Raw genomic sequence first — 7,799 nt, 5'->3', positions numbered from 1 at the left:
TAATCGTTTGACTATCAGAAGAAAAATTAATGATAAATCAAATTTTGTTTTAAATCCTCTTTTTCCGATACTCAAATGGGAAATAATCCATTTTTTTATTATATCTTTGCTCAAAGTTCCTTGATTTTCATTTTGTTATGCAAAACAAAAATGCTAAAAATTCTTGGAACTTTTACTTTTCCTTCAAAAAAGTTTAGACAGGTTTTTTGATAATAATTACATTATTCTTCTGAAATTTTTAAGTAAGCAGTTCATTTTTTCAAAGAAATTTATTTGGCTTTATTCTAAATAAATTTTACTTTTGTGCCTTATAAAAATAATCTAAATAAAAATCGTAAGAAGTTTTTATGTGTTACCAAAAGATAGGTTCTTTTTTATTTCTTCTGACGGCTATGAGTGTTTTCGCTCAGGAAAAGGAACAAAAAAAAGATTCCATTCAACAGTTAGAAGAGGTAGTTATCAGTGCCAACCAAATACTCGGAAGTAAATTCCAAGCTCGAAACAGAACAGGTTCAGCGTATTATATTTCACCTGCCGAAATCGTAAAATTGGGTTATACCGACATCAACCGAATGCTCAAAGCCGTACCTGGTGTAAACAGCTATGAGGAAGATGGTTATGGGCTTCGTCCTAATATCAGTTTGCGGGGAACCAAAGCCGAACGAAGTGAGAAAATCACATTGATGGAAGACGGCATTTTGGCGGCACCTGCTCCGTATTCTGCTCCAGCGGCGTATTATTTCCCCAATGCGGCTCGAATGACTGCCGTTGAGGTTCTTAAAGGAAGTAGCCAAGTGCAATATGGTCCTTTCACTACCGGAGGGGCTATCAATATGGTTTCCACGCCCATTCCCAATAAATTTTCAGGGAAACTCACCACTTCTTACGGAACAAATGCTACCTTCAAAAGTCATTTTAATTTGGGCGACAAACGCAAACATTTCGGATATTTGGTAGAATATTTGCGTTACCAGTCCGACGGATTTAAAAAGTTTGCCGATAATCAACACGCAGGTTTCAAACGTAATGATTTTATCGCCAAAATGATGACAAAAACCGATAAAGAAGAGGGCGTAAATCATTCTTTTGAGCTTAAATTTGGGTATGCCGACGAAAATTCCGATGAAACCTATGTAGGCGTTTCCGAAACCGATTTCAAAACAACACCCTTCCTTCGCTATGCAGGTTCGCGTATGGATAATATGAAAACCAAGCATCAGCAGTGGGTAGGGACGTACGTCATCAACATTTCTTCAAAGTTTAAGATAACTTCCAATGCGTATTATACAAAATTCCACCGAAATTGGTACAAACTCAACGACGTGAAAGCAGGAATTACTTCTGCCGAAAAGCGTTCTATCAATGCCGTATTGGAAGACCCCGAAACCAATCATTTGTATTTTGATATTCTGACAGGAAAAGTGGATTACATCGGTGAAGGGCTTATCGTTCGTGCCAACAATCGGGATTATTTTTCCAGAGGATTACAAACCAAAGCCGATTATCATTTCTATATAGGTGAAACTTTCATCGATGTGGAAGCAGGTTTACGCTATCACGCCGATGCAGAAGATCGTTTTCAGTGGGATGATAGTTATTCCATAAAAGACGGACAAATGCAGCTTTTCCTTGCGGGAATTCACGGTTCACAAGCCAACCGAATTACTTCGGCAACTGCTTTAGCCTCGTATTTACTGACGAAAATCACTCATCGTTCGCTTACCCTTTCTGCTGGATTGCGTTACGAAGATATCGATTTGCATAAAAAAGATTATACAAAGAATGATGTTCGCCGTTCGGGGAAAATCCGTCGTGAGGTAGATAATTACGCACGAGTTTTCATTCCGAGTTTGGGGATACATTACAAGATTTTGCCCGTTTGGTCAGTATTTTCAGGCATTCATAAAGGATTTTCGCCACCAAGTGCAGGAATGAATCAAAAACCTGAAAGTAGCGTGAATTGGGAATTAGGGACTCGATATACAACCAACAACTTAACTGCCGAACTCATTGGTTTTTACAACAAATATAGCAATATGTTGGGAAGCGATTTGGCAGCGGCTGGAGGTAGCGGAACATTGGAGCAATTCGATGTGGGAGAAGCCAAAGTAAAAGGAGCGGAATTTTTGGTACATTATCAGCCAATGCCCGAAACGAGCAAATTCAAATTGCCTTTACAGATTTCATACACCTACACCGATACCGAGATGCTTAATTCTTTCGAAGAAAATACGTGGGGACGTGTGTTTGTGGGCGATGAAATTCCGTACATCAACAAACATAGTTTCAATGCGAGTTTGGGGGCGGAGTACAAAGGTTTTGAGCTGAATATCGGGGTGCGTTACAATGGTGATATGCGTACCACACCTGGGCAGGGACGTATTGCGGAGCATAACAAAATCCCTGCACATACCATTATTGATGCATCGGCGAGGGCTCGTGTGAATAAGTATTTGACACTTACACTGAACGCTATCAACCTAACGAATAAAACTTATTTGGTGTCGCGACATCCTTCGGGCTTACGAGCAGGACATCCTTTTGGAATTTATTCAGGGGTAAATGTGAAGTTTTAGTTTGTTAGGCAGATTGATACTGAGTCTGTCAAGCTGAGCAAAGTTGGTTTTGTCAGGCTGAGCGAAGTCGAAGCCTACATAACACATAAGTTTTGTGACGATAATTTCTCGACTCCGATCGAAATGACAGAAAAGTTATCAAATATGAAGTGACGTAAATGAATTTATATTTTGTTTACATATTAAAATATGCTGATAATTCTTATTACACAGGAGTAACGAACAATGTGGAAGAACGTTTTGTTCAGCATCAATAAGGGATACAATGTAAATGCAAAGTGAAAAAAGTGATAACGAAAAACACAGAAAAAATAATTTTAAAACTAACTTTGATAATGAGAAAAGTATTTTTCCGCAGTATGTTGGCTATCGGTATGATAGCTACTACACAATTAATGAATGGTTGTAGTAAAGATGAGGGAGGAAATGACAATGATAGTAATACAACTATTAGTGAAGCCAAAATCAACCCAGAAGCGGCTAAGCAGGGGTATATGGTTTTGAAAACCGCCAAAGAAAAGGGGGAAGTATTGAAAATTGGAATTGAAGCCAAAATTCCTAATCGTCCTAATGTTTGGATAGACCTCAACAACGACGGAGAGCAACAACCCGAAGAAAAAGTAACCACTTTTCCTAAGTATGTTGAATATACGTTACAATCACAAACGGTAGTAATTTACGGAAAGGTATCACAATTACAATGTTTAGGTCAAAAACTGACTGCTTTGGACGTAAGTAAAAATCCCGCTTTAGAGATTTTAGAATGTTATATAAATCAGTTGAAAGGGTTAAATGTAAGTAACAATCCGCTTTTGTTCTATTTATCGTGCGGAAAGAATCAGCTAAGTAGGTTAGATGTAAGCAAAAATCCTGATTTGCGAAGATTATCCTGTGTCGATAATCATCTGACAACTATAGATGTAAGCAAAAATTCACGTTTGTGGGAGTTTGACTGTTCCAAAAATCAGTTAACTACTATAGATGTAAGCAGAAATGCAATGTTGAGTTACTTTAATTGTTCCGAAAATCAGCTAAAAACATTGGATATAAGTAAAAATCCAAAATTATTTCAGATAGTGTGTCATACAAATTATATAAAAGGGGCAAATATGAATTCCCTACTTATGGCATTACCAAAAGTAGTAAATGACGCGAATAATCCAGGGAAAATTGTTGTCATAAGTTTAGATGTTGAAGGAAAAGCTAAGGAGGGCAATGATATGCCTACTCAAGCACAGATTCGAGCTGTAAAAAATAAAAATTGGAAGGTGGGGAGGATTAAAAATCGCCTTTGGAAGGAGATATAATGGTAATTGGTTGTTAGCCTTTATTTTTTGTCAATTTCTTTTGGTTGTGTTATAAAAGAATGATGTGTTAAAAAGGAAGTGTTTTTGTCAGGCTGAGCGAAATCCGTGAAAAAGGGGTATATGATGAAGCTTCATAAACATACAAAGTTTTGACTTTGTTCAGCCTGACAGCACTAAACACTGATGAAACAATAAAAATAAAAAATTACATTGATTGAAACAGAGGTGGAATAGCTCGTGCAACATTGTATTTTTGTTAAAACACGAGTGAAACGCCGAATGTACGATTGTATTTTATTTAAAACACGAGTGAAATGCTGAATGTACGATTGTATTTTAGTCAAAACACTGATGAAACAGACAAATATCAATTGATATCTGAATAAAACACTGATGAAATAGATAAATATCATTTGATATTTTATAAAATATGTGAGAAAACCTTTTAATGATTTTTATGTACGAACAGGACACGTCCTGTCTGTACCTTAATAATTTTAAAAAATAATAAATTACAAAGATTATCATTTATGAATCAATCAATGATAAAGAAACTACTATATAGCGTACTTTTGTTATGTTCGCAGTGGGCATTGGCACAGACGGATATTAAAGGAACAGTAACTGATGCCAAAGGCGAACCGCTTTTAGGGGCAACCGTAATTCTCAAAGAAAGGAATGTGGGAGTTACTACCGATATGGAAGGAAAATTTACCATCAGAGGCGAACAATGGCAAACATTGGAGGTGAGCTATGTTGGTTTCCAGATGAAGAAAGTAAAAATAACGTCCAATAATCTGAAGATTACACTTCAGGAAGAAACTGAGCAACTCGGTGAGGTGGTTGTTACGGGCTATCAGAAGATAAAAAGTCGTGTTTTTACAGGGGCTTCGGCTTCGGTAAAAATGAACGAAATAAAAATGGACGGCGTGGCTGACGTTTCGCGTATGCTCGAAGGACGTGTAGCGGGGCTTTCCATTCAAAACGTGACGGGTACATTCGGTTCGGCACCACGCATCAACATTCGTGGCGGGGCTTCCATCATTGGGAATGTGCAACCGCTGTGGGTTATCGACGGAGCGGTGTATGAGGACTTAGTTTCTCTTAGTCTCGACCAATTGGTTTCGGGCGATGCCGTAACCCTTATAAGTTCTGCTATAGCCGGGCTTAATGCTACCGATATTCAGGATATTCAAGTACTTAAAGATGCTTCGGCGACTTCCGTTTATGGAGCGAGAGCCTTAAATGGAGTGATTGTTATCACAACCAAATCGGGCAAACGCGACACCCCAAATCGCATTACCTACTCCTACGAGCAAAGTTTTCGTCAGATACCTTCGTATGCAGATTTTGATTTGTTAAATTCACAAGAAACAATGTCCGTTTACCAAGAACTGGCTAATAAAGGATATTTCGGTTTACGCGATGCTCTTTATGGCAGACGCAGTGGTATTTATTATCAGTGGTACAAAGGCATCAACACGATTAATCCCAATACAGGAACATATTACTATGAAAATACGGAAGAAGGCAAACGAGCTTTTTTCAAAGAACGCGAATACGCCAATACCGATTGGTTCAACCATCTTTTTACGCTTAATCCCATTCAGAATCATACCATTACTTTTTCGGGCGGAGGCAAAAACACCACAACGTATGCTTCTATCGGATTTTATAATGATGGTGGCTGGACAATTACCGACAATGTACAACGCATAACGGCTAATCTCAAAAATACATTCTACATCAACGATAAATTCAAAACGACACTTTCCGCACAAGGAAATATGCGTCAGCAAAAAGCACCAGGAACATTCACGCAACGCAAGAATACTACCCTTGGTTCGTTCGAGCGTGATTTTGACATCAATCCTTTTTCCTATGCTTTATCCACTAGCCGAACGCTTCGTCCGCGTAGCAGTAATGACGAGTTGGAATACTATCGCAACAATTGGGCTCCGTTCAATATTCTAAACGAATACCAAAATAATTATCTAAATATAAATCTGTTAGACTTCAAAATACAAGGAGAAGCCTCTTACAAGTTTAATAACGATTTGGAAGCAACTGTATTGCTTTCTACACGACAAGCTTTTACAGCGACATCGCATTTCATCAAAGAGGGTTCGAATGTAGTTCAGGCTTTTCGTGCCAACGAAACTCCTTGGGTGGCTCAGCAGAACATCTATCTGATAAAAGACAAGGATAATCCGCTTTTGCAACCTAAAGTAGGTCTGACTCACGGCGGAATTTTCAACAAAACCGAAACCACCCTCAAAAGTTACCAAGCTCGTTTTGCGTTGGATTACAACAAACAATTGGGCGAACACGACATCAAAGGGTTTGGCTTTGCCGAAATTCGTTCGGCTGACCGCAGCGTAAATCCGTTTCAAGGATACGGCATTCAGTACGATAAAGGCAATCAAATCTTTACCAATCCGCTTATTTTCCAAAAATTATTAAATGAAGGAACAGATTATTTCTCGCTTTTGGAGCGATACGAACGCGGAGTAACCTTCTCACTAAGTGGTACGTATGGTTACCAAGGGAAATACATTTTCAACACGGTGCTTAACTACGAGGGGTCGAATACAGCAGGTAGAAACAGCCGTTCGCAATGGCTTCCTACTTGGAATATTGGTGGAAAATGGAACATAGACCAAGAAAGTTTTATGAAAGACCAAAACTATTTCTCAACTCTTGCTTTCCGTGCCAGTTACGGGCTTACCGCCAAGATGAACGAACAAGCCATCAACTCGAATGCGGTGTACAAAAACCAGATTTTAAATCGTTTCCGATTTGAAGACCGCGAAAATGCACTGCGTATTCTCCATTTGGAAAATCGTGACCTTACGTGGGAGAAAATGTACGAATTGAACATTGGTATCGATGCTGGATTTTTCAACAATCGGCTGAATGCGACCATTGACGTGTATCAACGTAATTCGTTCGACCTGATTGACCTTATCCGCACTTCGGGCGTGGGTGGACAGTACTACAAATACGCTAACTTTGGCGATATGCGTACGCGAGGTGTGGAATTGGCTTTAAATTCTAAAAACATTTTGACGGACGATTTCAAATGGACGACCAACTTCACCATAAGTTATATGAATCAGGAAATCACCCGATTGCTCAATACGCCCAACACCTTTGATATGGTTGCTGGGGCAGGACGTGGGAACATCGTTGGGTTTCCGAAAGGGTCGCTCTTTTCGTTCAACTATCAAGGTTTGAATTCGTACGGATTACCGACTTTTGATTTTGGCTTGTATCCGCTTAATAACCGAGCGTATGGTAACATTGCGGGAGCCGACTTTCTGGACGCCCAGTATTCTAAAACGTATTTGATTTATCACGGTTCGATTGAGCCAAATGTGAATAGTGGTTTGTCGAACACCTTTCAGTATAAGAATTGGGAGTTTTCGTTTTTCATCACAGCACAGGCAGGGAATAAAATTCGGTTAAATCCGTCGTTCGACCCAGCCTTTGCCGACCTAAATGTTTTTTCGACCGAATATTACAACCGATGGATTGCCCCAGGTGATGAGTGGCGAACAGAAGTTCCTGCGTTGCCTTCGCAAGATTTAATCCGACTTATTGGCGAGGAGAATATCGAACGGGCGTATAATACCTACAATTATTCGCAAAATAGGGTAGCCGACGGAAGTTTCGTGCGGATGAAAAACATTTCACTTGGTTACAACGTTCCAGAACATTATGCAAAGAAATTCGGCTTGAGTACCATCAATGTACGTGGGCAGGTTACCAATCCGTTTTTGATTTATTCGGACAAACGTCTTAAAGGTCAAGACCCCGAGTATTACCGTTCAGGTGGGGTATCGCTACCAACGCCAAAACAGTTTACATTGACGGTAAATGTTGGGTTTTAACGCCGTAGGGACGAGACACGACT

General features: G+C 39.3%; 4 protein-coding genes. All 4 read left to right on the top strand.

Annotation, left to right across the window (positions count from 1 at the left end; all coding sequences use genetic code 11):
* Positions 1–347 precede the first annotated feature (347 nt).
* The 4 genes from YW9_RS0102270 to YW9_RS0102260 all read left to right on the top strand — a co-directional run bounded on the left by YW9_RS0102270 (position 348) and on the right by YW9_RS0102260 (position 7,776).
* Positions 348–2,576, top strand: coding sequence for a TonB-dependent receptor family protein (locus YW9_RS0102270; RefSeq protein WP_026193753.1), 2,229 nt, complete (start codon positions 348–350; stop codon positions 2,574–2,576).
* 158 nt (positions 2,577–2,734) lie between these two features.
* Complete coding sequence (locus YW9_RS13240; protein WP_081615883.1) at positions 2,735–2,833, top strand: GIY-YIG nuclease family protein; 99 nt, start codon at positions 2,735–2,737, stop codon at positions 2,831–2,833.
* A gap of 78 nt (positions 2,834–2,911) precedes the next feature.
* Positions 2,912–3,883: a leucine-rich repeat domain-containing protein gene (locus tag YW9_RS0102265; RefSeq protein WP_155848700.1), complete on the top strand. Its 972-nt coding sequence runs from the start codon at positions 2,912–2,914 to the stop codon at positions 3,881–3,883.
* A gap of 530 nt (positions 3,884–4,413) precedes the next feature.
* Positions 4,414–7,776, top strand: a complete 3,363-nt coding sequence (locus tag YW9_RS0102260; protein WP_040353621.1) for a SusC/RagA family TonB-linked outer membrane protein — start codon at positions 4,414–4,416, stop codon at positions 7,774–7,776.
* Positions 7,777–7,799: the final 23 nt, after the last annotated feature.

The organism is Capnocytophaga cynodegmi DSM 19736, assembly GCF_000379185.1.
Classification (GTDB): Bacteria; Bacteroidota; Bacteroidia; order Flavobacteriales; family Flavobacteriaceae; genus Capnocytophaga; species Capnocytophaga cynodegmi.
This window is presented reverse-complemented; position numbering and strand designations above follow the sequence as displayed.